The sequence below is a fragment of the Rathayibacter sp. PhB186 genome, assembly GCF_003751825.1.
In the GTDB taxonomy this organism is placed as follows: domain Bacteria; phylum Actinomycetota; class Actinomycetes; order Actinomycetales; family Microbacteriaceae; genus Rathayibacter; species Rathayibacter festucae.
The window spans coordinates 13,323-37,879 of sequence record NZ_RJKO01000013.1 but is presented as its reverse complement, the minus strand read 5'-3'; the positions used below and the strand labels follow the sequence as shown (position 1 = coordinate 37,879).

Genomic DNA, 24,557 nt, shown 5'->3' with positions numbered 1-24,557 from the left:
CGCCGAGTCCCCTCCGCCCTCAGAGTGCGGCGGGGACGCCGACCAGGCGGCTGGAGAGTGTCCAGAGGTCGCGGCCGAGCTGACGGTCGCGGGCCTGCGCCGCCACGGAGCCGCCGGCGCGGAGTCCGTCGAAGTAGCTGCCGCTCGCCGCGCCGACGTCGGGCTCGGACGCCAGCGTGATCAGCGGGACGGCGCCCGCCTCGGCGGAGATGCCCGGCGAGCCGCTCAGCGACAGCAGCGACATCAGCCGCGAGTCCGCGCCGAAGCCGGTCGCGACGACGCCCGGGTGGAACGAGTAGGCGTCGACGGCGGTCGGCAGCAGGCGCTCGGCCAGCTCGCGGACGAAGAGGATCGTGGCGAGCTTCGAGGTGCCGTAGGCGCGCCAGCCGCCCAGCCACGGCCCGCGCCGGCGGTCGAGGTCGTCGAGCGAGAGCCTCCCGATCCGATTGGCGGCGCTCGCGGTGGAGACCACGCGGGCACCGGGGCGCTCGCGCCCGGTCTCGATCAGGCGGGGGAGCAGGAGCCGCGTCAGCAGGAACGGGGCCAGGTGGTTGCTCTGAATCGTCCGCTCGTGGCCGTCGACCGTCTCGCCGCGGTGCGAGACGAGCCCGCCCGCGTTGTTCGCGAGCACGTCGATGCCGTCGTAGCGGGTGAGCAGCGCCGCGGCGAGGTCGCGGACGTCGTCGAGACGGTCGAAGTCGGCGACGAAGGGATCGCCGCCGATCTCCGCCGCGACCGCGCGGGTCCGCTCCGGGTTCCTGCCGACGACGGCCACCCGGGCGCCGGCCGAGGCCAGCGCGCCGGCGGCGACCCGTCCGATGCCGGAGCTCGCCCCGGTGAGGACGACGACGCGCCCCGTCTGATCAGCGACCACGGACGTAGCCGCCCTTCTCGAGGCCGGCCTCGATCTCGAAGCGGTTCCGCAGCGGGTCGCGGCCGGCGACGAAGTACATCAGCGGGAACCACATGCCGAAGGTGCGCCACTGCTCCTTGTGCACGGCCTCGTGCTCGAGCACGCGGTCGGAGACGTTGCTGTCCGTCAGGTAGCTCGTGCCGACGCAGGAGCCGCCGCGGCCGAAGGCCCAGGAGGGCAGGCCGGTGAAGACGACGAGCCCGTTGCGGCGCTCGATCGGGCCCGTGCTCCAGAGCGCGCCCCAGGCCAGCCCGACCGCGCAGGCGAAGAGGTAGCCGGGTCGGGTGATCGCCGGGTCGAGGGCGACGACCGCGACCGCGCGCCGCAGAGCGCTCACGCGCTGTCGCGCCCGTAGGTCTCGAGCAGGCGCAGCCAGACCTCGCTGATCGTCGGGTAGGAGGGGACCGCGTGCCAGAGGCGGGACAGCGGGACCTCGCCGACGACGGCGATCGTCGCGGAGTGCACGAGCTCGCCGACCTCCTTGCCGACGAAGGTGACGCCGAGCAGGACCTCGCGGTCCTCGTCGACGACCATCCGGGCGATGCCCTTGTAGCCGACGGCGGCGAGCGAGGCGCCGGCGACCGAGCCGATCTCGTAGTCGACGACCCGGGTGCGGTAGCCCGCCTTCTCGGCCGCGGCGGCGGTGAGGCCGACGGAGGCGACCTCGGGGTCGGTGAAGACGACCTGCGGCACGGCCTCGTGGTCGGCGGTGGCGACGTGGGCGCCCCAGGGCGCGTCCTTCACCTCGCCGCCGGTGCTGCGCGCGACGATGACGTCGCCGGCGGCGCGGGCCTGGTACTTGCCCTGGTGGGTGAGCAGCGCGCGGTGGTTGACGTCGCCGACTCCGTAGAGCCAGGGCGTGCCGGAGCCGACCGGGGAGCCGTCCTCGCCGAGCACGAGCATCGTGTCGTCGACCTTCAGAGAGTCGCCCGGCTCGAGGCCGACGACCTCGAGGCCGATGTCGCGGGTCTGCGGGGCGCGGCCGGTGGCGGCGAGGATCTCGTCGGCCTCGACGACGTCGCCGCCCTCGAGGGTCACTGCGACGGTGCCGTCGGCGCGGCGCTCGACGGACGCGGGGGAGCCGCCGATCCGCACGTCGACGCCGAGCTCGCGGAGGGCGTCGCCGACCAGCTCGCCGGCGAACGGCTCGAACGGGGCGAGCAGCCCGCTCCGGGCGAGCAGCGTGACGGTGGCGCCCATGCCGGCGTAGGCCGTCGCCATCTCGCAGGCGACGACGCCGCCGCCGATGACGACGAGGCGGTCGGGGACGATCTCGGCGCTGGTCGCCTCGCGGCTGGTCCACGGCGAGGCGGCGCGCAGCCCCGGGATGTCGGGGACGACGGCGCTGGTGCCGGTCGCGACGGCGACGGCGCTCCGGGCGTGCAGGACGCGGACGGAGCCGTCGGGGGCGGTGACGCTCACCTCGCGCACACCGCTGAGGCGGCCGTGGCCGCGGACGAGCTCGATGCCGGCGCCCTCGAGCCACTGGACCTGGCCGTGGTCGTCGAAGCCACTGGTGACGGAGTCGCGGTGCGCCAGGAGCGCGGCGATGTCGACACCGCCGGTCACGGCCTGCGCCGCTCCCGGGAGGTCGCGGGCGGCCCGGAGCGCCATCGGCGCGCGCAGCAGCGCCTTGGACGGCATGCAGGCCCAGTAGGAGCACTCGCCGCCGACCAGCTCGCTCTCGACGACGGCGGCGGTCAACCCGCCCTGCACGGCGCGGTCGGCGATGTTCTCGCCGACCGGCCCCGCGCCGATGACGATCAGATCGAAGGTGTCGGTCGCTGCGGTCTCGGACGCGGCGTCGGTGCTCGGCGTGGTCATGGTCTCTCCGGATCGTTCTCGGGGGCGGATCGCCCGTTCTGTCCTGGACTCCGGCGCCGTGCGGCCCGGAGGACGTTCTCAGTGCGCGGGCACGATCTCGGCGCGCCAGCCGTCGTAGCGGCCGCCCTCACGCTCGACGACCTCGATCACCTGGCGGAGGAAGGCGGTCGTCGCCTCCTCGTCCACCGCGGCGTGGTGGCTCGCGACCAGCACGAGGCGCAGCCGCAGGCGCGAGATCGCGATCTCGAAGCCGGAGGCGACGAGCGCCCGCCCGGCCCGGCGCGCCCTCGAGCGTCGGGAGAAGACGGCGAAGTGGTCGACCTCGCGCAGCTCCCAGACCTGGTCGCCGTAGCGCAGGCGGACCTCGAGCTGCTGGGCCGCGCGCTCGCGCTGGGTATCGAGGACGGACCGCAGCCGGGCCGCGGGATCGGCGGTGCCGGTGGTGGTCGGGACGGACGTGGTCACGGGTGCCTGCTCGCTCATCGGCCGGTGAACTCCGCTCGGGTGCGGGAGAGGAAGGCCTCCATGCCGATCCGCGCGTCGTCCGACGCGGCGAGGCGTGCCAGCTCGGCGGGCAGCGCAGCGGCGGCCTCGGCGTCGGAGGAGGCGACGGCGAGGCGGGCGCTCGCGAGCGCCGCCTGCACGGCGAGCGGAGCCTGCGCGGCGATCCGCTCGGCGATCGCTCGGGCCGCCTCGGCGACGGCGCCGTCGGGCACCACTTCCTGGACCAGGCCGATCCGGTGCGCCTCGCGGGCGTCGAACTCGTCACCGGTGAGGATCCAGCGCATCGCGTCGCCCCAGCCGGCCGCGCGCGGGAAGCGCAGCGTGGCACCGCCGAAGGGGAGTATGCCGCGCGCGACCTCGATCTGGCCGAAGCGGGTCGACTCCTCGGCGAGGACGACGTCGCTCGCGAGCGCCAGCTCGATGCCGAGGGTGAGGCAGGTGCCCTGCAGGCCGATCACGACGGGCTTGGCCACCGGGCGGGTGCGGATCGCCCACGGGTCGAGGCCGCCCTCCGGCACGAAGTCCAGACCGTCGCCGCCGAGCCGCGGGCCGATGTCGGCCAGGTCGAGGCCGGCCGTGAAGTGGGCGCCCTCGGCGAGGACGACGCCCGCGCGCAGCTCCGGATCGCGGTCCAGCTCACCGTAGGCGGCGGCCAGCTCGCGCAGCAGCCGGAAGTCGGCCGCGTTCCGCTTCTCGGGCCGGTCGAGGACGATCTCGAGCACGTGCTCGCGCCGTTCGGTGCGCACACGTCGCCGGTCGTCGCTCATCGGTCCTCCGCTCGGGTCGCGTCCGTCCATCTTGCCCGGTGCCGCCGACACCGGGTCGCGGCGGGGCGCCGATTCGGAGTCGCCGCTCAGGCCGACGAGGGCCCGGGCCGCGGAGTGCTCAGACGCCGCGGGTCGTCGCGCCGACCAGGCGGAGGATCGTCGGCAGGTCGTCGACCGCGGCGGTCGGCGAGGAGGGCGCGAAGGAGGTGAGGCCCGCGCCCGCGAGCGGGAACCGGGCCCGCAGCGCGGCGAGGCACTCGACCAGCCGCGAGACGGGGACGCCGAACGGCACGGGGTCGAAGAGACCGGCGACCTCGGCCGGGTCGAGGACGTCGAGGTCGATGTGCACGTAGACCGAGCCGGCACCGGTCGCCTCGACGGCGGCGACGAGCGCCTCCGGATCGAGCGCGTCGACGCCGAGGTGGGTGGCGCCGCGCTCGAGCAGTCCCTCGAGCTCGCCCGGGTCCGGGGCGCGGACGCCGGCGAGCACGACGTGCTCGTCCGCGATCCGGTCCGCGGCGGACGCGCTGAGCAGTCCGACGCCGCGGCCGAGGACGGCCGAGAGCACCATGCCGCAGAACGCGCCGCTCGGCGAGGTCTCCGGCGTGTTCGCATCGGGGTGCGCGTCGAGCCAGACCAGAGCGACCGGCTCGGAGGAGGAGCGGACCGCGTGCCCGATCGCCGCGAACTCCACGCCGCAGTCGCCGCCGATCGTCACGATCGGCCCGGGACGGCCGGCCAGCGCCTCGCGGACCCGCTCGGCGGTCACGGCGACGGACGCGTAGCGGCGGACTCCGGTGTCCTGCGCGTCGCCCGCTTCCGGCGGGACGTCGACGACGACCGTGGCGGAGGAGGGCAGATCGCCGCGGATCGCCTCGGCTCCGTCGACGAGGCGCATGGCCCGCGTCGAGGCGGACCCCTGCCACTGGGGGACGACGAGGAAGGAGGCCATGGCTCTCACTATGGCACGCAGCTCGCGGGGGCCGAGGCTCCGCCCGATCAGGCTGCGGGGAGCTCGCCGGGCACGCCCGCGAGCGGATCCGCGGACGGCGCCTCGGGACCGTCGAGGTCGAGCAGCGCCTCGTCCAGCGCGGAGCGGGCGCGGTCGTCGGCCGCCCTCGCCTGCTCGAGCGCTGCGGCGGGATCGGCCGCCGCGAGGTGCAGGGCGGCGTCCAGCTGGGCGCGGGTCTCCTCGGCGAGGATGCGCGGCGCGGCGGTGATCCGCTCGCCGTGCACGGCCGCCAGCAGGGCGACCGCGTCGGCCCCGAGCAGGGCGACCGTGCGCGCGCCCTCGACCAGGAGCAGCTGCCGCTCGGCCTGCGCCCGCGGCTCGCGGTAGCCCGCCACCACGGCGTCCAGCGCGGCGTCGGCCTCCAGCAGCAGGGCGAGCACGGCGGAGGGGTCGTGGCGGACGTCCGAGGAGCGCGCGTCGTCGGCGCTGAGCAGCAGGCCGGTCGCGGCGGCGCAGGCGGTCGCGACGTCGGCGGCGGAGGCGAGCTGCGCGGTGGTCCGGACGCCGGTCAGCGTGGCCGCGCGGTCGAGGTCGTCCCGCACCGAGCGCTCCACCGCGCTCAGCTGGGTCTCGGCGCGCTCCAGCAGCGCCGTCTGCGCCTCGACGGCGTCGAGCAGCGCAGCCGCGGCGGCGTCGTCGCGCTCTCCGGCCGCCTCGATCGCCTCGCGGAGGGGGCGCACCTGGCGCTCGGAGGTGGTGCCCGCGAGGACGGAGACATCGGCCCGGGAGCGGTGCAACCGCTCGGGGAGGGACGGGGGCGGCGAGGTCACCCCGTAATCGTACGGGGCCTGTGTTACCGACCGTGTCGTCGCGGCTCGACCCGCCGCGCGAGCCCGCCCAGGATGGAGGCATGCCAGGAACGCTCGCCATCGTCGAAGTCGCCTCGGCGCGCCCCGGACGCGACGAGTACCACGCCTACGTGCAGATGCTCAACGGCCGCATCCTGGGCCTCGCCCGCGAGCTCGGCTGGGAGGCGGAGCGCTTCGCCGCGGAGGACCTCGGCACCGCGCGGCTGCTCGAGCGGACCCTCGGCGCCGACGCGATCGTGCTGGCCGGCGGCGAGGACATCGCCCCCGAGCGCTACGGCGTCGCGCTCGGCTACACCGGCGAGGGCCCGCACGCGGAGCAGGCCGACGCCGCCCAGATCGCGCTGGTCCGCCGGGCGCTGACCCGCCGCACCCCGCTGCTCGGCATCTGCCGCGGACTCCAGATCGTCAACGTCGCCCTCGGCGGCACGCTCGTCCCGGACCTCGGCCCGGAGGCCGGGCACCTCAACGCCGACGCACCGGTGCACGAGCGCATGCACCGGCACGACGTGGTGCTCGCCGCGGACTCGACCCTCGGCGGCCTCTTCGGCGCGGAGGCGCTCGCCGTGCAGAGCGCCCACCACCAGGCGGTCGACGCCCTCGCCCCGGGCCTCCGGGTCGTCGCCCGAGCGGAGGACGGCGTCGTCGAGGCGCTCGAGCACCGCGAAGCGCCGATCGTCGGCGTGCAGTGGCACCCGGAGGACCCGGCGGCGCCGGCCGGGCAGCTCGCCGTCCTGCTCGAGGGGCTCGCCCGCGCCGTCGCCCGGCAGAACCCGGTCGAGGCCGTCGCCGCCTGAGCGACGCCGGACCCGACCCGGAGCCGTCCGGGTAGGGCCTCAGCCGGCGAGCCGCGCCATCCACGCCTCGATGTCGTCGGCGGAGCGGGGGATGCCGGCCGAGAGGTTCTCGGCGCCGTCGGCGGTCACGAGGACGTCGTCCTCGATCCGGACGCCGATGCCGCGCAGCTCCTCGGGGACGGTGAGGTCGTCGGGCTGGAAGTAGAGGCCCGGCTCGATCGTGAAGACCATGCCGGCCTCGACGATCCCGTCCAGGTACATCTCGCGGCGGGCCTTCGCGCAGTCGTGCACGTCGAGGCCCAGGTGGTGGCTGGTGCCGTGCACCATGTAGCGGCGGTGCTGCTGGTTGTCGGCCTCGAGCGCCTCCTCGGCGCTCACCGGCAGCAGTCCCCACTCCGCGGTGCGCCGGGCGATCACGGCCATGGCGGCGGCGTGCACCTCGCGGAAGCGGATGCCGGGCCGGACGATCGCGAACGCGGCGTCGGCCGCCTCCCGCACCGTCTCGTGCACGCGGCGCTGCGCCTCGGTGTAGCGGCCGTCGACGGGGAAGGTCCGGGTGATGTCGGCGGTGTAGTAGCTCTCCTGCTCCACGCCGGCGTCGAGGAGCACCAGGTCGCCGGGGCGCACCGGCCCGTCGTTGCGGGTCCAGTGCAGGATGCAGGCGTGCGCGCCGGCGGCGGCGATGGTGTCGTAGCCGACCGCGTTGCCGTCGGCGCGGGCGCGGCCGTTGAAGACGCCCTCGATCAGGCGCTCGCCGCGCTCGTGCCGGACGATGCGGGGCAGGTCGGCGAGGACGTCCTCGAAGCCGCGGGCGGTGGCGTCGACCGCGGCGCGCAGCTCGGCGATCTCGTACTCGTCCTTGACCAGGCGCAGCTCGGAGAGGTCGCGCTCGAGGGCGTCGCCCCGGGTCTCCGCGCCGGGCGACTGCGCGTTCACGCGCGCGGTGACCATGGGGTCCGCCTCGCGGAGGACCGCGACCGGCGCCTCGCCGGCGTCCAGGACGGCGTCGAGCTCCGCGATGCCCCGGGTCTCGAGTCCGAGGTCGGCCGCGACCTGCGCGAGGGAGGGCCGCGGGCCGATCCAGAACTCGCCGATCTCGGAGTTGGCGTAGAACTCGTCGGAGTCGCGTCCGGCGCGCTCGCGGAAGTAGAGCGTCGCGGTGTGGCCCTCGCCCGCGGGCTCGAGCACCAGGACGGCGCCGGGCTCCGAGTCCGAGCCCCAGCCGGTCAGCCAGGTGAAGGCGGAGTGTGCGCGGAAGGGGTAGTCGGTGTCGTTGGCGCGCTGCTTCAGCCGCCCGGCCGGCACGATCAGCCGGACGCCGGTGTGCAGGGCCGAGAGGCGCTCGCGGCGGCGCGCGGCGAAGGCGGCCTGCTCGCGCGGCTCGGGGAGAGCGTCCTCGCGCTCGGCCCAGCCGGACGCGATGAAGTCGCGGAACCGGTCGGAGCCGGGGGTCGTGGAGCGGTTCGTGGTCGCGCGCGGTGCGGGGGCGGCGGCGACGGTCTCCGGTGCGGCGGTGGTGGTCTGCTCGTCCGTGTTCGTCATCCCGCCATTCTCCTCCCTGCGCCTGACACGGCGACCGGGGGCAGGGTCAGGCGGCCGGGGCAGCGGTCAGGACGACTCCTTGACCATCCCGCGGACCGAGAGCTGCGCGATCACCGGGCGGTGGTCGCTGCCGGCGTCGTCCTGGTCGTTGAGCACGTCGAAGCCGGAGACGTCCCAGCGACCGGAGAACAGCACGTGGTCGATCGGGGCGGCGAGGGCCGGCGGGAGGCTCGTCGGCCAGCTGCCGACCGCCGCGGCGTTCGCGAGCCGGCCGGCGTCCGCGCAGCCGCCGAGGTCGGAGTCGCCGGGGAGAGCCGACCAGTGGTCGAGCGTGGAGTTGAGGTCGCCCAGGACGACGAGGTCCTCCTCGGCGGTGCAGAGGTCGGCGAGCCTGGCCAGGTCGCTGCGCCACTCGGTCACCTGTGCGGGCAGGGGAGCGGTGGTGTGCACGGCGGCGATCACCGGGCGGTCCGGGGTGTCGGGGCGCGCCACCAGAGACGCGCTGGTCGCGGTCGGCGTGCTCGCGGCGTCGACCGAGTAGCCGCCGAGGGTGGGCGAGAGGAGGAGGGCCGTGCCGTCGCTCGGACCGGAGCCCGCGACGAGGTGGAGGGTCATCGGCCGGCCGGCGGCGGCGAGCACGTCGACGACCTGCTGGGCGCGCTCCGGGGACACCTCGAGCAGCGCGACCGCGTCGGCGGCGTTCGCGTTCGCGAGCGCGGCGACCGTCTCGGCGGGGACGCCGTCGTGCAGGAGGTTCCAGCTCAGGACGCGCAGATCGCCGAGGCGGTGCGCGCGGGGCGGGGCGGAGTCGTCGCCGCGGACCGCCTGCAGGCCGCCGAGCACGAGCGCGAGGGCGACGCCGAGGGCGCCGAGGACGAGGGCGAGCCGGCGCACGGGCTCGACGAGCACCGCGACGACGACGAGGACGACGGCTCCGGCGACCGCGGCCAGGGCGGTGGCGGCGCGGAACGAGACCAGCTGCGCGAAGGGCGTCTGACCGGCGAGGCCGAAGAAGCCGGGTGCCGCGACCACCAGCAGCACGAGCGCCACTGCGAGCGCCACCGCGAACTTGACCAGTCGTGTCCCCATCCCGGCCCAGGCTAGGGCATCGGTCCCGGGGAGTCCGCAGGACGCGCGTCTACGATGGCCGGATGCATGTCCCCGGAGGCGGGTACGACCTCCACACCCACTCGCTCGTCTCCGACGGCACCGAGCCGCCCGAGGTGCTCGTCCGCGCGGCCGCCTCGGCAGGTCTCGACGGCGTCGCGCTGACCGACCACGACACCACCCGCGGCTGGGCGGCGGCGATCACGGCGGCCGAGGAGGCGGGCATCGATCTGCTCCCCGGGATGGAGCTCTCCTCGAGGGTCGGCTGGGCGAGCGTGCACGTGCTCGCGTACCTCCCCGATCCGGAGGACCCCGGCCTCGTGGCCGAGACCTCGCGGATCCGCTCGGAGCGCTCGCACCGCGCGCAGGCCATCGTCGCGGCGATCGCGGCCGACTACGACCTCACCTGGGACGACGTGCTGGCGCAGACCAGCCCCGGCACCACGATCGGGCGCCCGCACATCGCCGACGCCCTGGTCGCCCGCGGGCTCGCGACCGACCGCTCGGCGGCGTTCGCGGGGATCCTCGACTGGCGCGGGGGCTACTTCCAGCCGCACTACGCCCCGGATCCGGTCGAGGCGGTGCGGCTCGTGCGGGCCGCGGGCGGCGTGCCCGTGATCGCGCACCCCGCCACGAGCACCCGCGGCATCGCGATCGAGTCGATGCTGCCGGAGCTGGTCGACGCGGGGCTCTTCGGCCTCGAGGTCGAGCACCGGGAGAACACCGCCGCGGGCAAGCGGCGACTGCGCGAGCTGGCCTCGCGGTACTCCCTCGTCACCACAGGGTCGAGCGACTACCACGGCACCGGCAAGCCGAACCGGCTCGGCGAGAACACGACGGAGCGCGCGACCGTCGACGCGATCCGCGGGGCGGCGCGGGCGGGCTGAGCCGAGGCGTCGGCGCGGCGGGACGGGTCTCGATACGCCGCTGTGCGGCTACTCGACCAGCCTTCTCCTGCCGTTCGATCAGCCCGCGGAGCAGTCCTGCATCGACCGAGGAGCCCGCGGGGCGGACCTGCATGCCGACCGAGGAGCCCGCGGAGCGGTCCTGCATGCCGGCCGAGGAGCCCGCGGGGCGGACTTGCATGCTGATCGAGTAGCCCGCGGAGCGGGCGTATCGAGATCCACCGCTGTCAGAAGCTCGCGCTGCTGAAGGCCGCGTCTCGACGCGCTCCTGCGAGCTACTCGACCAGCATGCTTCTCCTGCCGATCGAGTAGCCCGCGGAGCGGGCGTATCGAGATCCGCGGCCGCTGAGACCTACGCCGAGCCGTCCGGGCGGGGGCTGCGGCGGCGCTGGCGGGTGCGGCGGCGGGGCTCGCTGTTGCCGTCGTGGTGCTCCTTGCTCTCGCTCGAGGGGGCCTGGCCGGTCTGCACCGGCTCGCCCTCGGTGGCGGCGGGAGCGGTCTCGGCGGCGTCACCGCGGCTGCGGCGGCGCGGCTCGCGGCCGCCCTCGCGAGGCTCGCGCTGACGGGGAGCGCGCTCGGGGCGGGCGTCCGCCTTCGCCTCGGCGGGGATCGGGGTCGGCTTCAGCCGGCCCTTCGTCCCGACGGGGATCGCCAGGTCCTCGTAGAGGTGCGGCGACGAGGAGTAGGTCTCGACCGGGTCGGGCTGGCCGAACTCGAGCGCGCGGTTGATGAGGGCCCACTTGTGCAGGTCCTCCCAGTCGACGAAGGTGACGGCGATGCCGGTCTTGCCGGCGCGGCCGGTGCGGCCGACGCGGTGCAGGTAGGTCTGGTCGTCGTCCGGGATCGTGTGGTTGATCACGTGGGTGACGTCGTTGACGTCGATGCCGCGGGCGGCGACGTCGGTCGCGATCAGGATGTCCTTCTTGCCGGCCTTGAACGCGGCCATCGCGCGCTCGCGCTGCTCCTGGTTGAGGTCGCCGTGCACGGCGGCGGCGTTGAAGCCCCGGTCGTTGAGCTCCTCGACGATGCGGGCGGCCGCGCGCTTGGTGCGGGTGAAGATGACGGTCTTGCCGCGGCCCTCGGCCTGCAGGATGCGGGCGATGACCTCGTCCTTGTCGAGCGAGTGCGCCCGGTAGACGATGTGCTTGATGTTCGCCTGCGTGATGCCCTCGTCGGGGTCCGTCGCGCGGATGTGGATCGGCTTGTTCATGAAGCGGCGGGCGAGGGCGACGATCGCGCCGGGCATCGTCGCCGAGAAGAGCATGGTGTGGCGGGTGGCCGGGGTCTGCGCGAAGAGCTTCTCGATGTCGGAGAGGAAGCCGAGGTCGAGCATCTTGTCGGCCTCGTCGAGGACCATCGTCTGCACGCTCGCGAGCGAGAGCAGGCGCTGACCGGCGAGGTCGAGCAGGCGGCCCGGTGTGCCGACGACGATCTGCGCGCCGGCCTTGAGCTGCTCGATCTGACCCTCGTAGGCCTTGCCGCCGTAGATCGAGACGATCTTGGTCGGCCGGTTCGAGGCGGCGAGCTCGATGTCCTCGGTGACCTGCACGGCCAGCTCACGGGTCGGCACCACGATCAGCGCCTTGACGCCGGGCTCGGGGTCGTTGCCGAGGGCCTGGATGAGGGGGAGGCCGAAGCCGAAGGTCTTGCCGGTGCCGGTCTTGGCCTGCCCGATGATGTCCTGCTTCTGCAGGGCCAGCGGGATGGTCTGCTCCTGGATGGGGAACGGCTCGAGGATGCCCTTGGCGGCGAGTGCGGCGACGATGTCGTCGTCGATGTTGAGGTCGGAGAAAGTCACGGAGTGAAGCGCCTGTCGTGTCGAACGGTCCACGCCCCTGTACGACTCGGGCGCAGGGTCACCGATCCAGCGCCGGTGACATCCCGGCGAGTCTACCGCCACGGGGGTCCTCGGGCCCGGAACCGCGGGCGGCGCGCGCTCTACACTGATCGGATGGCAGCCTGGTTCCGACGTCGACGTCCGCTCGGCGAAGCCCCCCGACTGACCCCGCGCGGAGAGTCGACGAGCAAGCGCGACCGCGTCGATCTGGCCGACCTGAGCCCCCAGCTGCTGCCCTACCTCGGTCAGGTGGCCTACTTGCAGCTCGCCGTCTTCGAGGCGCTGGCCCGCGGGGTGGCGGGCACGGACGACCTCGCCGACAAGGAGGCGATCTCGGCCGCCGCCGGCACCGCGCTGGCGAAGCACCACGCGGTCGTGGCCGAGCTGCGCCGGCGCGACGTCGAGCCGAGCGAGGCGATGGCGCCGTTCCGGCCGGCCATCGACACCTTCGAGCACCTCACCCGCGGCGCCGACCTGCACGAGACGCTGCTGTCGGCCTACATCACCGCCGGGCTGCTCGACGACTTCTTCATCCGGCTCACCGGCGGGCTGCCGAACGACGTCGGCCCGCGGATGGCGCAGACGCTCGGTGCCGACACCGGCGTCGACGGCCTGGTCGCGATCCTCCGCCGCGAGATCGCCGCGGACGAGCGCCTCGGCTCCCGGCTCGCGGTCTGGGGGCGCCGGCTGGTGGGCGACACGCTGCTCGTCGCGCGCTCGGCGCTGATGGGCTCGGGCAACCCCGACTCCGACGAGTCCCGGATCGAGCCGGTCTTCACCGAGCTCATCGCCTCGCACACCCGCCGGATGGACGCGCTCGGCCTGACGGCCTGAGGCCCCGGCGCGGCTGTCGAACGGGGTCCGTCGCCTCCGGCTCGCGTAATCACCTCCGGCTCGCGGGATTCGCCCGTTCCCGCGTGCCCGAGGGAGATCCGCGTGCCGGAGCTCGGCCTGTGCCGCGCCTCATGCTGGTCGAGTAGCCCCGGAGGGGCGTATCGAGACCCACGTCCTCCGGAGAGTGGGTTCTGCAGACCCGACTCCCTGCGGTGGTGGATCTCGATACGCCCGCTGCGCGGGCTACTCGATCAGCATGGAGGCGACCGCCGCTGGCCGGTCGATCAGTACGGAGGACGTGCGCCGCCGCTGCGTCAGTCGTCGATGAAGCCGGGGACGTGGGCCAGGGTGGCGACGGTGCGGGCGCGGCCCCACTCGACGTGGGCGTGGGCGACGGAGACGGCGAGCGGGGCGTCGCCGGAGGCGATCGCCTCCGCGAGCCGCACGTGCTCGTCGTGCCGGACGCCCGGCTCGGCCTGGATGTTGGCGATGTTGAGACGGTTGCTGCGCTCGTCGAGCGGCTGCATCGTGGTGATCAGGAGCCGGTTGCCCGCGATCGCCTCGATCGCGCCGTGGATGCGGCCGCTCTCGGAGTGGAAGCGCGCGAGGTCGCCGGCGGCGAGGGCGGCGCTCGCGTCGGCGACCACTGCGGTCAGGGCCGAGGCGTCGGCGCCGCGGGCCACCGCCTCCGCGGCCTTGCGGGCCACGAGCGGCTCCAGCGCCGAGCGGATGTCGTAGAGCTCCTCGACGTCGCGCCGCCGGACGATCGAGACGACGGCGGTGCTGCGCGGGCGCACCGTGACCAGGCCGGCCAGCTCGAGCCAGGGCAGCGCCTCGCGGATCGGGACGCGCGAGACGGCGAGCTCGGTGGCGAGATCGCGCTCGCGGATCGGCTCGCCCGCCGGCAGCCGGCCGTCGAGGATGCGCGCGCGCAGCTCCTCGTACACCCGCTGCGACATCGTCTGCGCGGGACTCTTCGTCGGCATCGGCGCTCCTGTCGGTCTACCCGTTCTCCGTCCTCGAAGGGTAGCGGGCGGGGCAGGAGAGACCCGTCGGCCCTTGTAACGCCGTCTTCATCTTCCGAAACACCCTGGCGCCGGATCGGATCTACCGTGATCGACGTGCCTCGGTATACCGAGCGCCTCCCTCGCCACTCCGCCGGAAGGACCCGCCCCATGAGCACCGTCACCAATCCGCCCCCCGCCACGACGATGGGCGACCGCATCGAGGCCGCCTACTCGCGCATCGGAGTCACGAGCGCCCACCTGGGCATCGTCGCGATGATCCTCTTCGGCGTCTTCTTCGACGCGATCGAGCAGAACACGGTCGGCGTCGCCGGCCCGATCCTCGCCGCCGACTGGGGACTCGCCGGCGCGCAGATCGGCCTGCTCAACACGGCGACCTTCACGGCGGTCGCGCTCGGCCGGGTCCTCGCCGGAGTGGTGATGGACCGGATCGGGCGGCGCACCCTCCTCGGCGCGAACCTGATGATCTTCGCCGTCGGCTCGCTGCTCTGCGCCTTCGCGCCCAGCTACGAGATCCTGGTCGCCGCGCGCTTCCTGGTCGGCCTCGGCCTCGGCGGCGAGATCGCGACGGCGGTCATCATGCTGGCCGAGTTCTTCTCCGCCAAGCACCGCGGCACCGCCGTCGGCCTGATCAACGTCGCCGCGGCCGGACTCGGCAACATGCTCGCCCCGCTCTTCGGCGTCATCGTCTTCTCGGTCTTCACCGGCGACGACCGCTGGCGCTGGCTCTTCGGGATCCTGGTGATCCCCGCCCTCGCGGTCGTGGTCTACCGGCGCGCGCTGCCCGAGACTCCCCGCTACCTGGCGGCCCGGGGCCGCGTCGCCGAGGCGAACACCGTGATCAACCGGCTCGCTCAGGGCCGGCTGCACCGCCCCGTGACCGACGAGGTGGACTACCTGGGCGGTGTCGCCGACCGACCCGTCACCGCCGTGAGCACCCCGCGCTGGACCGAGCTCTTCGGCCGCCGCCACCGCCGCACCACGATCGCCCTGGGCGTCGCGGTCTGCATGTCCTACGCCGCGCAGATCTCGATGCTCACCCTGATCCCGCTGATCCTCACCTCCCGCGGCTTCGACATCACCAGTGCGCTCTGGTATACCCTCGTGATGCAGTCGGGCTCCCTCGTCGGAGCGCTGGTCGCGGCGCTCGCCGCCCGCCGGCTGCCGCGCAAGCTCACGCTCACGGTCGCGGCCCTGCTCGGGATCGGCGCCGGTCTCGGCTTCGGCTTCCTCGGCACCACCGTCGCGCTGGTGCTCGTCTTCGGCTTCCTCTTCAACTTCTCGGTGATCGTGCTCAACACCACCATCTGGCTGTTCGCTCCGGAGCAGTACCCCACGCGCATCCGCGGCCTCGGCACCTCGGTGATCCTCGCCCTCGGCTCGCTCTCCGGCGGACTGTTCCCGCTCCTCGCCGGCGCCGTGCTCGACGCCTCGGGGGTCGGCGGGATGTTCGCCCTCCTCGCCGGGCTGTTCGCGATCTGCGCGATCGCCGTGCAGTTCCCGCGCGAGACCGTCGGCCGCCCGATGGCGGAGGACTGAGCGTGCAGCGCACGGTCGTCGTCGTGAATCCGAACACCTCGGTCGCGACCACCCGGCTCCTCGTCGCAGTCGCCCGCGACGCGGTGCGCGGGGAGGACGTCCGGGTCGTGGGGGAGACGGTGGCGCAGGGGCCCTCGATCATCACGACGCCCGCCGCTCTCTCCGCCGCGGCGGCGCACGTGGTGACCGCAGCTCGACGCGCGGTGCTGCTGCACGCGCCCGACGCGATCGTGGTCGCCGCGTTCGGCGATCCGGGTGCCGCCGAGGCGGCGGAGGCCACGGGGCTGCCGGTCGTGGGCATCGGAGCCGCGGCCGTGCGCGCCGCGAGCGCGGGCGGCCGGCGGTTCGCGATCGCGACGACGACCGGCCGGCTCGAGCCGGTGCTCCGGGCGCTCGTCGCGGACGCGGGGAGCCTCGGCGCCTATGCGGGCTGCTTCCTCACGGCGTCGCCGGCGGAGGAGCTCGAGGACCCGGACCGGCTGCACGGCGAGCTGCACGCCGCGGTGCTGCGGGCGCAGGCGGCCGGGGCGGAGGCGGTGATCATCGGCGGCGGGCCGCTCAGCGCGGCGGCCGAGCGGCTGGCCGCGGAGTTCGCCGGGGTGCTGCCGATCGTGGAGCCGATCCGCGCGGCGGTGGCGGAGGCGCTGGCCGCGACGACCCCGGTCGGGGCCCTGCCCGCCTGAGGCGGCGGACCCGGGGACGACGAAGGCGCGGGAGTCCAGGACTCCCGCGCCTTCGCGTGGTGGTGGGCGGCGCTCAGGGAGCGACGCGGTCCGGGGCGACCCGGCCGGCGAGCATCGCCTCGAGGGCGGCGTCGTCGCGGCGGGTGCGCGCCCGGCCGAGCGCGACGTCGGCCGTGAGGACCGCGACGGCCGCGAGACCGAGCGCGAGGATCCAGATCAGTCCGCCGTCCCAGGGCAGACCGGCCCAGGTCAGCGCGACCCAGACGACGGCGGCGACGACGCCGCCGAGCGCGGGGATCAGCACCGACCCGTGCAGGTGCCGGTGCGGCAGCCCGTAGCGGGCGGCGAGGCCCAGGAGGATCCCGCCGAGCGTGACGAAGAGGAGCTCCACGACGTGACCGTGCGGGAGGGGCTAGGCGACGAAGCCGACGCGGCGCGACTCCTCGGAGCCGACCTCGACGAAGGCGATGGTCTCGGTGGGGACGATGTAGATCTTGCCCTTCTCGTCGCGCAGGCGGAGGACCTTGGCGCCCGCCTCGAGCGCGGTGGTCACCGTCTTCTCGACCTCGGCCACGGACAGCGAGGACTCGAAGTTGAGCTCGCGCGGGGTGTTGACGATTCCGATACGGATTTCCACCAGCAGTGCCTTTCGGGAGGGGACGTGGCTGTCAGGATACGGGACCGCGCGGCGCGGCCGACGCCGGTTTCGCGCTGAGCGGACCCGGCTCGCGAGGGGCCGCCCGAGGGCGCGCGGCAGTGTCGGCGGTCTTCGTTAGCGTGGTCGCGTGAGCGCTCCTCGAACCCCGGCACCCGCCTCCGACGAGGCTCCCACTCGCGACGGCTCGGCCGGCGAGGGGCTCGTCCTCGACGCGTCGCAGCGCGCCGTCCTCGCCCTGCCGGACGGCCGCAGCGCCGCGGTGCTCGGCGCCCCCGGCTCGGGGAAGACGAGCACGATCGTCGAGCTCGTCGCCGAGCGCGTGCTCGAGCGCGGCTACGAGCCGGAGTCGATCGCCGTGCTCGCCGCCAGCCGCACGGCCGCGACGGCACTGCGCGACGTGCTCGCCCTGCGGCTCGGCGTCCCGACGCGGGGGCCGCTGGCGCGGACCGCCACTTCGCTGGCCTTCGAGGCCGTGACCGCCGCCGCCAAGGAGCTCGGGATCGACCGGCCGACCCTCCTCACCGGCGGCGAGCAGGACGTCATCCTCTCCGAGCTGCTCGAGGGGCACCTCGAGGAGGGCACCGGGCCGCGCTGGCCCGACGAGTTCAGCCCCGAGGTGCTGCGGCTGCGCACCTTCCGCACCGAGCTGCGCGAGTTCGGGATGCGGGCCACCGAGCACGGCCTCGACGCGGACGCGATCCGCCGGCTCGCCGTGGACGCGGACCGCGGCGAGTGGTCGGCCGCCGCCGCCGTGCTCGAGGAGTTCCGCGACGTCGTCGACTGGATGTCGCCGCAGGCGGGGACGAAGCTCGACGCCGCCGAGTTCGCGGCCTTCGCGGCCGAGACGATCCGCGACGGCGGCGGGGGCGAGCGGATCCGGGCGCTCCGCCTCGTCCTCGTCGACGACATGCAGGAGGCGAGCGAGTCGACGGTCGTGCTGCTGCGAGCCCTCGCCGCGCGCGGCGTCACCGTGCTCGCGTTCGGCGACCCGGACGTCGCGACGAGCGCCTACCGCGGCGCCGCCTCCGACACCCTGGGCCGCTTCGGCCCGGCGATCGGCGTGCGCGACGCCGAGACGCTGGTCCTCGGCCGGGTGCACCGGCACGGGGCGGCCTTGCGCGCCCTCGTCTCCGCGGCGACCCAGCGGATCGGGACCGCGGCGGCCGGGCGCCAGCGCGCGGCCGGGGCTCCCGCCGACGAGGAGGGGGCGCCCGCGCCGCTGCTGGTGCTGCACGCTCCGACGGCGGCGCGCGAGGCGGCGACGGTGGCGCGACTGCTGCGCGAGCGGCGGCTCCGCGACGACGTGCCGTGGCGCCGGATGGCCGTCGTCGTCCGCTCCGGCGCAGCTGTGCAGCCGCTGCTGAAGGCGCTCGCCGTCGCCGAGGTGCCCACACGCTCCGTGCTGGCCGGCCGTGCCCTGCGCGACGACCACGCCGCCCGGGCGCTGCTCGTGCTGATCGGCGTCGCAGTGGGCGAGCGTCCGCTGGACGCGGAGCTGGCGGCCGAGCTGCTGCTGGGCCCGTTCGGCGGGGTCGACCGGCTCGGCCTGCGACGGCTGCGGCTCGCTCTGCGGGCGGAGGAGCTCGCGGGCGGGGGCATCCGCGCGAGCGATCCGCTGCTGGTGGAGGCTCTGGAGGCACCGGGACGGTTCGCCACGATCGACTCCGGCCCGGCGCGCCAGGCCGAGCGCCTCGCCGTCACGATCGACCGGGTCCGCCGACTGCACGCCGAGCAGGGCTCGATCGAGGAGCTGCTCTGGTCGGCCTGGGAGTCGAGCCGCGTCGCGTCCTCCTGGCGCGAGCTGGCGCTCGGCACCGGTCTCACCGCGGCCGAGGCGAACCGCAACCTCGACGGCGTCGTCGCGCTCTTCAGCGCGGCGCGGCGCTTCGTCGAGCGGGCGCCCGGTCACTCGGCGATCGGCTTCGTCACCGAGATCCTCGAGGCGGAGGTGCCGGAGGACACGCTCGCGCCGCGCTCGGTCGAGGACGCGGTGCTGATCGGCACGCCCTCCTCCGTCGTCGGCCTCGAGTTCGACGTGGTCGTGGTCGCGCGGCTGCAGGACGGCGTCTGGCCGAACCTGCGCCAGCGCGGCTCGCTGCTCGACCCCGACGGGCTGATCCGGCACGCGCGCGGCGAGGGCGACCTGCCGCTCGACAGCCGGAAGGCCACCCTCGACGACGAGCTGCGGATGTTCGCGCTCGCCGCCTCCCGGGCCCGGCGCCAGGTCGTGCTCAGCGCCGTCGCGGGCGAGGACGAGACCCCGTCCCTCTTCTTCCGGCTCACGCCGCCCGGCGCGCCCCGGCTCGACGCGGCCTCGGCCGTGCCGCTGACCCTGCGCGGGGCGGTCGCGGGGCTCCGCCGGACCGCGACGACGCCGAACTCGGCCGAGGCGCCCGGTGCGATCCGCGGGCTGCGCGCACTCACGCTGGCCGAGGTGCCGGGGGCCGACCCGGCCTCCTGGTACGGCGTCCTCGAGTCGTCCACCACCGAGCCGCTCTTCGACCTCGACGACCCGGAGCGGCCCGTCTCGGTCTCGCCCAGCCGGCTCGAGGCGTTCGAGCGCTCGCCGCTCGACTGGTTCGTCGACGCCGTGTCGGGCTCGACCACGAGCACCGCGATGGGAGTCGGCACGCTCGTGCACTGGGTGCTCGAGAACGCGTCGAGCACGGAGCCGGAGGCGCTCTGGGCCGAGCTGGAGTCGCGCTGGCCCGAGCTGGTCTTCGAGTCGCCCTGGCTCGGCGAGCGGCAGCTGCGGGTGACCCGGCGCCTGGTCGAGGGCCTCGCCGCCTACCTCGCCGACTTCGAGCGCGGCGGCGGGGCGGTGCTCGGCCGCGAGCAGCAGTTCGAGATCGACGTGCCGCCCGCCCGGATCCGCGGCTCGATCGACCGGGTCGAGCGCGCGCCGGACGGCTCGGTCGTCATCGTCGACCTGAAGACCGGCCGGAGCACTCCGCGCCAGGCCGACATCGCCGAGCACGCGCAGCTCGGCAGCTACCAGCTCGCCGTCGCGAGCGGCGCGATCGAGGCGGCCGGCGCGGACGAGGGCGGCGGCGCGAAGCTGCTCTTCGTCGCGAAGGGCGTCCGCGGGTCGCTCTACCGCGAGGTGGTCCAGCCCCGCTTCGGCGAGGAGGAGCTCGAGGCGCTGCGCGAGCGGGTCCGCGCCGCCGCGCGGGGGATGGCCTCGGCCGGCTTCTCGGGGCTGCTCGACGCTGTCCCCTTCTCCCCGGGCGACGCGCTGCGGTACCGGATCCATGCGGTGCCGGAGGTCTCGGGGGACGGCCGGCTGGCGCTCGACGAGGTCGAGACGGACGAGGAGGAGACCGCGGCTCCCGAGGACTCGTCCCTGGACGCCGCCGACCCGGATCCCGCCGCCGACCCCGCTCCCGACTCCGCCGCGACCCCCGAGGAGGGACCCCGCCCGTGATCGACGCCCTGACCATCGCCGAGGCCCTCGACCTCCGCCCGCCCACCGTCGAGCAGCGCGCCGTCATCGAGGCGCCGCTCGCCCCGGCCCTCGTCGTCGCGGGCGCCGGCAGCGGCAAGACCGAGACGATGGCGAACCGCGTGCTCTGGCTGCTCGCCAACGGGCTCGCCGCTCCCTCCGAGGTCCTCGGCCTCACCTTCACCCGCAAGGCCGCCGCCGAGCTCGGCGAGCGGATCGGCCGCCGGATCGACCAGCTGGGGGCCGCGGGCCTGCTGCCGCTGCGCGAGGGCCAGACCGAGCCCGACCCGTTCGACGCCGCCACCGTCTCGACCTACAACGCCTTCGCGAACACGATCTTCCGCGACAACGCCGCGCTGATCGGGCGCGAGGGCGACGCGACCGTGCTCTCGGAGGCCTCCGCCTGGCACCTGGCGCGCGGGGTCGTCGCCGACACCGCCGACCCGCGCATCCTCGAGGTCGAGGCGAGCATCGACCGCCTGACCGACCTCACCGTCGCGCTCGCGCACGACCTCGCGGACAACCTCGCCGACCCGGCCGAGGTCGCGGGCTTCGCGGAGGACTTCCTCCGCCTCGGCGAGCTGCCCCGCGGCTCCAGCGGCTCCGGTCTCTACCGCGAGCTCGAGAAGGCGCTGCAGGCCGTCGGCGCGCTGCCGGTGCTGACGGCGCTCGCCGAGCGGTTCCAGGAGGCGAAGGCCGAGCGCGGCTTCGTCGAGTTCTCGGACCAGGTGGCGCTGGCGCTGCGGATCATCGAGCGCGTGCCGCGCGTCGTCGACGAGCACCGCGCCCGCTACCGGGTCGTGCTGCTCGACGAGTACCAGGACACCTCCGTGCTGCAGACCCGCCTGCTCGCCCGGCTCTTCGCCGAGCAGGGCGTGATGGCCGTGGGCGATCCGCACCAGTCGATCTACGGCTGGCGCGGCGCGAGCGCGGAGGGCCTCGGCCGCTTCGCCCTCGACTTCGGCTCCGCGGCCCGGTTCTCGCTGTCGACCAGCTGGCGGAACGGCCACGGCGTGCTGGCGGCGGCGAACGCCGTCGTCGCGCCGCTGACCGCGGGCAGCGCCGTCCCGGTCGACCGCCTCGCCGCCGGGCCGGGCGCCTCCGACCACGCCGTCGAGCTCACCTTCCCCGAGACGATCGAGGACGAGGCCGACGACGTCGCGCGCTGGTTCGCCGGCCGCCTCGCCGAGAACGCCGAGCGCGGGGAGGCGCCGCCGTCGGCCGCCGCGCTCTTCCGCGTCCGCGCGCACATGGACCGCTTCGCCGCCGCGCTCTCCCGGCACGGCGTCCGGTACCACATCCTCGGCATCGGCGGCCTGCTGCGGCAGCCCGAGATCGCCGACCTCGTCGCCGCGCTGACCGTGGTGGAGGACCCGGCGGCGGGCAGCGAGCTGGTCCGCCTCCTGGCCGGCGCGCGCTGGCGCCTCGGCGTCCGCGACCTGCGCGCGCTCCGCGATCTCGCCTCCTGGCTCGCCTCGCGCGACCACGCGCACCGGCTGCTGCCCGAGGAGGTGCGCGAGCGGATGCGCGCCTCCGTCACCGAGGGCGAGGGCGGCTCGATCATCGAGGCCCTCGACTTCATCGCCTCGCGACGCCCCGGCGAGGACGGCCGGCTCGACCACTCCGCGCTGTCCTCGTTCAGCGACGAGGGCCTGCGCCGCCTGCACGACGCCGGCACGCTCTTCGCGCGCCTCCGAGCCCGGGCGGGCCTCGACCTCCTCGACTTCGTCACGCTGGTCGAGCAGGAGCTCGGCCTCGACATCGAGGTGGAGGCCAACGAGTCGCGCAGCGACGGCCGCGCCAACCTCGAGGCGTTCCGCGAGGCGGTGTCCGGCTACCTGCAGACCGACGATCGCGGCGCGGGCACCGGCTCGTCGCTCCGCGGCTTCCTCCGCTGGCTCGTGCTGGCGGACAAGCGCGACGGCCTCGCGCCTCGGCCCGAGGACCCGGAGCCCGGCACCGTCCAGCTGCTGACGATCCACGGCTCGAAGGGCCTGGAGTGGGACCTGGTCGCCGTGCCGCGGATGGTCGACGGCGAGCTGCCCGGCACTCCGGTCGAGGGCTTCCGCGGCTGGGTGCGCCTCGGTGCGATGCCGTACGCCTTCCGCGGCGACGCCGCCGAGCTGCCGGACCTCGCCTGGCGCGGCTGCACGACGCAGAAGGAGGTCGTCGACGCGATCGCCGACTTCGGCGACACCCTGCGCGAGCGCAACGAGTCCGAGGAGCGCCGGCTCGCCTACGTCGCGGTCACCCGGGCCCGGCACCACCTGCTGCTGAGCGGGTCCTGGTGGGCCGGGCAGGCGAAGCCGCGCGGACCCGGCGTCTTCCTCCGCGATCTCGCCGAGGCGAGGACCCTCCCGGAGCTGCCGGTCGAGCCGTCGAACCTCGAGAACCCGCTCGAGCAGGCGCCGCGCACCTTCCACTGGCCGCACGACCCGCTCGGCGCCCGCGGCGACCGGGTGCGCGCGGCGGCCGAGCGCGTGCGCGTCGCCGAGCCGGCGCTGCTCGGCGCCCGCGGAGCGGACATCCGCCTGCTGCTCGCCGAGCGCGCCGTGCGCCTCGCGGGCGGCGAGCGCGTCGGCCTGCCGACCCGCATCCCGGCCTCGCGGTTCAAGGACATCGTCAGCACGCCCGCCGAGGTCGTCGCACAGCTGCGCCGGCCGATGCCCGAGCGGCCGTACCGGCAGACCCGGCTCGGCACGACGTTCCACTCCTGGGTGGAGAACCGCTTCGGCATCCAGGGCGAGGCGGAGTTGGTCGACACCTTCCCGGACGAGCTCGACGACGGCGGAGCGACCGCGGCCGGAGCGGAGGGCGAGCAGCTCGCCCGTCTGATCGAGACGTTCGAGCGCTCGGAGTGGGCCGACCGCCGCCCCGAGGCGGTCGAGATCGAGATCCACCTCCAGCTGGCCGGGCACGTCGTCGTCTGCAAGCTCGATGCGGTCTACCGGACGGAGGACGGCTTCCAGATCGTGGACTGGAAGACCGGACGCGCCCCGAAGGACGCGGCCGACCTCGAGCTCAAGCAGTTCCAGCTCGCGCTGTACCGCCTCGCCTACTCGCGCTGGAAGGGCGTGCCGCTGGAGAGCGTCGACGCGGTGTTCTACTTCGTCGCCGACGACCTCGTGCTGCGGCCCGAGCGCTTCTACTCGGAGCGCGAGCTCTCGGAGTCGCTCTCCTCGGCGACGGGGGCGAGCCCGCGGCCGTGAGCGGAGGAGCCGGTCCGCGCGCCGGGCGTGCGGTTCAGCAGCTCCTCGACCTCGGAGACCTCGAGCACCGGTCCGGTGTCGGTGGACAGCGGCGCGGACAGATCGCCGAGGACGCTGTCGACCAGGAGGTCGAGCATCCCGACCGCGTCGTCGACGATCGCCGAGTCCTCGGTCTCGGTGCCGTGCAGCAGCCAGCGGGCCAGCTCGAGCTCGGCGTAGAGCTGAGCGCGCTGGCGGAGGGTGCGGTCGACCGCGCCGGCGCGCATCCGCGAGTACGCGGCGAACGCCGTGCCGGCCCCCGGGGCGCTGAGCAGCCAGTGCAGATCGCGGGCCGGGTCGCCCACCCGCAGCGCCGCCCAGCCGAGCACGGCGCTGACGGAGTCGCCGGAGCGGAGGAAGGAGTCGGAGGTCATCGAGCCGTTCACGACCGTCGGGTCGAACTGCCAGAGCGCCTCGTCGGAGGAGGCCGACTCCCAGCGCGCGACGAGCGCGGCGGGCACGTGGCCGGTGTCGGCGGCGCGCTCGATGACGGCGACCGTCTCGTTGACGCTGTCGCGGGCCGAGGCGACGGGCAGCCCCGCCTCCTGCACGAAGGACGCCGGCAGCGAGTGGATCGCGCCGATCGCCCGCCCGACCGAGTCCGCGAGACCGCTGGAGGCCTCGACGTCGTCGATCAGCACGCGGTCGCCCTCGAGGTACTCGTAGACGACGCCGCGGGTGCCGTCGTACGGCGTCTGCCCGATGCTCTCCTGCAGATCGAACGGCAGGCGGCTGCGGATGCCGGCGGTGAGCGCGCGCAGGGCGACGAGGTCGCCGAGCTGCTCCTGCTCGGCCAGCGGCGAGGTCGGCACGCGCACCACCAGGCGGGCGCCGTCGCGCGTGGTCAGCAGGGCGGAGTCGAAGTCCCCGTGCGTCGAGTGCGTGAATTCGCGCGCGGTCCGGACGTCGAGGCCCTCGACGGCCGAAGTGGCCAGCGCGGCTAGAGTGAGATGGGATCTGGCCATGCTCACCAGGGTAGGTCGCCGGGCGCCCGACCGGCCGGTCGCCACGCGCTGACCAGCCGATGCCGTCGAGGAGCCGCGCTCCTCCCGGCCGCCGCCCGGCCCGCCACCTCCTCGGCCCCGCACCGGCCGTCCCCCCGGCACCGCTTCGA

General features: G+C 75.0%; 21 protein-coding genes. 7 read left to right on the top strand and 14 right to left on the bottom strand.

What is annotated here, in order from left to right; genetic code table 11:
- Window positions 1–19: 19 nt before the first annotated feature.
- From EDF45_RS20515 to EDF45_RS21870, 7 genes are all read right to left on the bottom strand, one after another.
- Window positions 20–874 carry an SDR family NAD(P)-dependent oxidoreductase gene (locus EDF45_RS20515; RefSeq protein WP_123737706.1) on the bottom strand — a complete coding sequence of 285 codons (855 nt, stop codon included), beginning with the start codon at window positions 872–874 and terminating at the stop codon, window positions 20–22.
- Complete coding sequence (locus EDF45_RS20510) at window positions 864–1,250, bottom strand: Fe-S oxidoreductase (RefSeq protein WP_123705115.1); 387 nt, start codon at window positions 1,248–1,250, stop codon at window positions 864–866. The genes EDF45_RS20515 and EDF45_RS20510 overlap by 11 nt, the downstream gene beginning before the upstream one ends.
- Window positions 1,247–2,737, bottom strand: coding sequence for an NAD(P)/FAD-dependent oxidoreductase (locus EDF45_RS20505; RefSeq protein WP_123737705.1), 1,491 nt, complete (start codon window positions 2,735–2,737; stop codon window positions 1,247–1,249). Before EDF45_RS20505 ends, EDF45_RS20510 begins: the two co-directional genes overlap by 4 nt.
- A gap of 78 nt (window positions 2,738–2,815) precedes the next feature.
- Complete coding sequence (locus tag EDF45_RS20500; RefSeq protein WP_185020298.1) at window positions 2,816–3,202, bottom strand: ribonuclease E inhibitor RraB; 387 nt, start codon at window positions 3,200–3,202, stop codon at window positions 2,816–2,818.
- A 14-nt stretch (window positions 3,203–3,216) separates the two neighbouring features.
- Window positions 3,217–4,008 (bottom strand): crotonase/enoyl-CoA hydratase family protein, encoded by a 792-nt coding sequence (locus tag EDF45_RS20495; protein WP_123737703.1) that lies wholly within the window; start codon window positions 4,006–4,008, stop codon window positions 3,217–3,219.
- A 118-nt stretch (window positions 4,009–4,126) separates the two neighbouring features.
- Window positions 4,127–5,008, bottom strand: a complete 882-nt coding sequence (locus tag EDF45_RS21875; RefSeq protein ID WP_260312345.1) for an arginase family protein — start codon at window positions 5,006–5,008, stop codon at window positions 4,127–4,129.
- Complete coding sequence (locus EDF45_RS21870) at window positions 5,008–5,790, bottom strand: hypothetical protein (RefSeq protein ID WP_123737701.1); 783 nt, start codon at window positions 5,788–5,790, stop codon at window positions 5,008–5,010. Before EDF45_RS21870 ends, EDF45_RS21875 begins: the two co-directional genes overlap by 1 nt.
- A gap of 80 nt (window positions 5,791–5,870) precedes the next feature.
- On the opposite strand from EDF45_RS21870, the gene EDF45_RS20480 reads away from it, so the two are divergent.
- Window positions 5,871–6,623 (top strand): gamma-glutamyl-gamma-aminobutyrate hydrolase family protein, encoded by a 753-nt coding sequence (locus EDF45_RS20480; protein ID WP_123737700.1) that lies wholly within the window; start codon window positions 5,871–5,873, stop codon window positions 6,621–6,623.
- Between the two features lie 39 nt (window positions 6,624–6,662).
- Here the strand turns inward: EDF45_RS20480 and EDF45_RS20475 are convergent, their stop codons facing one another.
- A complete protein-coding gene (locus EDF45_RS20475; protein ID WP_123737699.1) occupies window positions 6,663–8,165 on the bottom strand; it encodes an aminopeptidase P family protein in 1,503 nt (500 codons plus the stop codon).
- Between the two features lie 66 nt (window positions 8,166–8,231).
- Window positions 8,232–9,254, bottom strand: a complete 1,023-nt coding sequence (locus EDF45_RS20470) for an endonuclease/exonuclease/phosphatase family protein (RefSeq protein WP_123737698.1) — start codon at window positions 9,252–9,254, stop codon at window positions 8,232–8,234.
- Between the two features lie 62 nt (window positions 9,255–9,316).
- Between EDF45_RS20470 and EDF45_RS20465 the strand changes: the two genes are divergently transcribed.
- Window positions 9,317–10,159: a PHP domain-containing protein gene (locus tag EDF45_RS20465; protein ID WP_123737697.1), complete on the top strand. Its 843-nt coding sequence runs from the start codon at window positions 9,317–9,319 to the stop codon at window positions 10,157–10,159.
- A gap of 370 nt (window positions 10,160–10,529) precedes the next feature.
- Here EDF45_RS20465 and EDF45_RS20460 read toward each other — a convergent pair whose 3' ends face one another.
- Window positions 10,530–11,975, bottom strand: a complete 1,446-nt coding sequence (locus EDF45_RS20460) for a DEAD/DEAH box helicase (RefSeq protein WP_123737696.1) — start codon at window positions 11,973–11,975, stop codon at window positions 10,530–10,532.
- 153 nt (window positions 11,976–12,128) lie between these two features.
- On the opposite strand from EDF45_RS20460, the gene EDF45_RS20455 reads away from it, so the two are divergent.
- Complete coding sequence (locus tag EDF45_RS20455; RefSeq protein ID WP_123447589.1) at window positions 12,129–12,848, top strand: ferritin-like fold-containing protein; 720 nt, start codon at window positions 12,129–12,131, stop codon at window positions 12,846–12,848.
- Between the two features lie 314 nt (window positions 12,849–13,162).
- On the opposite strand, the gene EDF45_RS20450 is transcribed toward EDF45_RS20455, so the two are convergent.
- On the bottom strand, window positions 13,163–13,834 hold the full coding sequence (locus EDF45_RS20450; protein WP_123737695.1) for a GntR family transcriptional regulator: 672 nt from the start codon (window positions 13,832–13,834) through the stop codon (window positions 13,163–13,165).
- 189 nt (window positions 13,835–14,023) lie between these two features.
- Here EDF45_RS20450 and EDF45_RS20445 point away from each other — a divergent pair, with 189 nt between their 5' ends.
- Window positions 14,024–15,412 (top strand): MFS transporter, encoded by a 1,389-nt coding sequence (locus EDF45_RS20445; protein ID WP_260312341.1) that lies wholly within the window; start codon window positions 14,024–14,026, stop codon window positions 15,410–15,412.
- A 2-nt stretch (window positions 15,413–15,414) separates the two neighbouring features.
- Window positions 15,415–16,095, top strand: coding sequence for an aspartate/glutamate racemase family protein (locus EDF45_RS20440; protein WP_221181172.1), 681 nt, complete (start codon window positions 15,415–15,417; stop codon window positions 16,093–16,095).
- A gap of 73 nt (window positions 16,096–16,168) precedes the next feature.
- Here the strand turns inward: EDF45_RS20440 and EDF45_RS20435 are convergent, their stop codons facing one another.
- The gene (locus EDF45_RS20435) at window positions 16,169–16,486 is read right to left on the bottom strand and encodes a hypothetical protein (protein WP_123737694.1); all 318 of its coding nucleotides are present in this window, start codon (window positions 16,484–16,486) and stop codon (window positions 16,169–16,171) included.
- Between the two features lie 21 nt (window positions 16,487–16,507).
- A complete protein-coding gene (locus EDF45_RS20430; RefSeq protein ID WP_123447586.1) occupies window positions 16,508–16,732 on the bottom strand; it encodes a DUF3107 domain-containing protein in 225 nt (74 codons plus the stop codon).
- 148 nt (window positions 16,733–16,880) lie between these two features.
- Between EDF45_RS20430 and EDF45_RS20425 the strand changes: the two genes are divergently transcribed.
- Together EDF45_RS20425 and EDF45_RS20420 are read left to right on the top strand one after the other, a co-directional pair.
- Window positions 16,881–20,177, top strand: a complete 3,297-nt coding sequence (locus EDF45_RS20425) for an ATP-dependent DNA helicase (protein ID WP_123737693.1) — start codon at window positions 16,881–16,883, stop codon at window positions 20,175–20,177.
- A complete protein-coding gene (locus EDF45_RS20420; RefSeq protein WP_123737692.1) occupies window positions 20,174–23,404 on the top strand; it encodes a UvrD-helicase domain-containing protein in 3,231 nt (1,076 codons plus the stop codon). The genes EDF45_RS20425 and EDF45_RS20420 overlap by 4 nt, the downstream gene beginning before the upstream one ends.
- Here EDF45_RS20420 and EDF45_RS20415 read toward each other — a convergent pair.
- Window positions 23,341–24,408, bottom strand: a complete 1,068-nt coding sequence (locus EDF45_RS20415; RefSeq protein ID WP_123737691.1) for a phosphotransferase — start codon at window positions 24,406–24,408, stop codon at window positions 23,341–23,343. The two genes, EDF45_RS20420 and EDF45_RS20415, sit on opposite strands and share 64 nt — an antisense overlap.
- Window positions 24,409–24,557: the final 149 nt, after the last annotated feature.

Bases quoted from the DNA above. Each gene is read 5' to 3' on its own strand.
- EDF45_RS20495 (WP_123737703.1), bottom strand. From the start codon at position 4,008: ATGAGCGACGACCGGCGACGTGTGCGCACCGAACGGCGCGAGCACGTG.
- EDF45_RS20470 (WP_123737698.1), bottom strand. From the start codon at position 9,254: ATGGGGACACGACTGGTCAAGTTCGCGGTGGCGCTCGCAGTGGCGCTC.
- EDF45_RS20480 (WP_123737700.1), top strand. From the start codon at position 5,871: ATGCCAGGAACGCTCGCCATCGTCGAAGTCGCCTCGGCGCGCCCCGGA.
- EDF45_RS20450 (WP_123737695.1), bottom strand. From the start codon at position 13,834: ATGCCGACGAAGAGTCCCGCGCAGACGATGTCGCAGCGGGTGTACGAG.
- EDF45_RS20475 (WP_123737699.1), bottom strand. From the start codon at position 8,165: ATGACGAACACGGACGAGCAGACCACCACCGCCGCACCGGAGACCGTC.
- EDF45_RS20415 (WP_123737691.1), bottom strand. From the start codon at position 24,408: ATGGCCAGATCCCATCTCACTCTAGCCGCGCTGGCCACTTCGGCCGTC.
- EDF45_RS20465 (WP_123737697.1), top strand. From the start codon at position 9,317: ATGCATGTCCCCGGAGGCGGGTACGACCTCCACACCCACTCGCTCGTC.
- EDF45_RS20455 (WP_123447589.1), top strand. From the start codon at position 12,129: ATGGCAGCCTGGTTCCGACGTCGACGTCCGCTCGGCGAAGCCCCCCGA.
- EDF45_RS20505 (WP_123737705.1), bottom strand. From the start codon at position 2,737: ATGACCACGCCGAGCACCGACGCCGCGTCCGAGACCGCAGCGACCGAC.
- EDF45_RS20445 (WP_260312341.1), top strand. From the start codon at position 14,024: ATGAGCACCGTCACCAATCCGCCCCCCGCCACGACGATGGGCGACCGC.